The sequence below is a fragment of the Hymenobacter sp. BT559 genome (assembly GCF_017571525.1).
Lineage (GTDB): Bacteria > Bacteroidota > Bacteroidia > Cytophagales > Hymenobacteraceae > Hymenobacter > Hymenobacter ginsengisoli.
The window spans coordinates 1-1570 of the sequence record NZ_JAGETY010000030.1 but is presented as its reverse complement, the minus strand read 5'-3'; the positions used below and the strand labels follow the sequence as shown (position 1 = coordinate 1570).

Here is a 1570-nt window from a genome sequence, read left to right as displayed (position 1 = left end):
TTGCTCCAGAAAGGAGGTGATCCAGCCGCACCTTCCGGTACGGCTACCTTGTTACGACTTAGCCCTAATTACCTGTTCTACCCTAACTGGCTTCGTTGCGGAGCACCAGCTTCAGGTCTACCAGACTTTCATGGCTTGACGGGCGGTGTGTACAAGGCCCGGGAACGTATTCACCGCGCCATGGCTGATGCGCGATTACTAGTGATTCCAGCTTCACGGAGTCGAGTTGCAGACTCCGATCCGAACTGAGAACGGCTTTTCGAGATTGGCATCTGGTCGCCCAGTAGCTACCCGCTGTACCGTCCATTGTAGCACGTGTGTCGCCCTAGGCGTAAGGGCCATGATGACCTGACGTCGTCCCCGCCTTCCTCACTGCTTGCGCAGGCAGTCTGGCTAGAGTCCCCACCATTACGTGCTGGCAACTAACCATAGGGGTTGCGCTCGTTGCGGGACTTAACCCAACACCTCACGGCACGAGCTGACGACGGCCATGCAGCACCTTGCTTTGTGTCCCGAAGGAAAGGCTCATCTCTGAGCCGGTCACGCGCATTCTAGCCTAGGTAAGGTTCCTCGCGTATCATCGAATTAAACCACATGCTCCACCACTTGTGCGGGCCCCCGTCAATTCCTTTGAGTTTCACCGTTGCCGGCGTACTCCCCAGGTGGGATACTTATCGGTTTCCCTAAGCCACGAACAATCTTTAGCTCGCAGCGAGTATCCATCGTTTACGGCGTGGACTACCAGGGTATCTAATCCTGTTCGCTCCCCACGCTGTCGTGCCTCAGCGTCAGTAACAGCCTAGTCAGCTGCCTTCGCAATCGGGGTTCTGGACCGTATCTATGCATTTCACCGCTACTCGGTCCATTCCGCCAACCTCGTCTGTACTCAAGCCTGGCAGTATCCAGGGCAGTTCCGTTGTTGAGCAACGGGCTTTCACCCCGGACTTAACAGGCCGCCTACGCACCCTTTAAACCCAATAAATCCGGACAACGCTCGCACCCTCCGTATTACCGCGGCTGCTGGCACGGAGTTAGCCGGTGCTTATTCTGCAGGTACCGTCATCACGGGTCACGACCCGCTTATTCTTCCCTGTCAAAAGCAGTTTACGACTCAGAAAGCCTTCTTCCTGCACGCGGCATGGCTGGGTCAGGCTCTCGCCCATTGCCCAATATTCCCTACTGCTGCCTCCCGTAGGAGTCGGGCCCGTATCTCAGTGCCCGTGTGGGGGACCAGCCTCTCAGCTCCCCTAGTCATCGTTGCCTTGGTAAGCCGTTACCTTACCAACTAGCTAATGACCCGCAACCCCATCTATACCCAATAAATCTTTAACTAAAAAGCGATGCCGCTCTCAAGCCTTATGCGGTATTAATCCGCCTTTCGGCGGGCTATCCCCCAGGTATAGGTAGGTTAGTTACGTGTTACGCACCCGTGCGCCACTATGACATTGCTGCCACCGTTCGACTTGCATGTATTAGGCCTGCCGCTAGCGTTCATCCTGAGCCAGGATCAAACTCTCCATTGTAAAATATTCCTGCACCTTACCCAAGTAAGGCTGATGTCGAGTGCTAA

Annotated in this window: 1 rRNA gene; it reads right to left on the bottom strand. The window is 55.3% G+C overall.

The window, feature by feature from the left end:
- Positions 1 to 9: 9 nt before the first annotated feature.
- Positions 10 to 1523, bottom strand: a 16S ribosomal RNA gene (locus J4D99_RS21695).
- Positions 1524 to 1570: the final 47 nt, after the last annotated feature.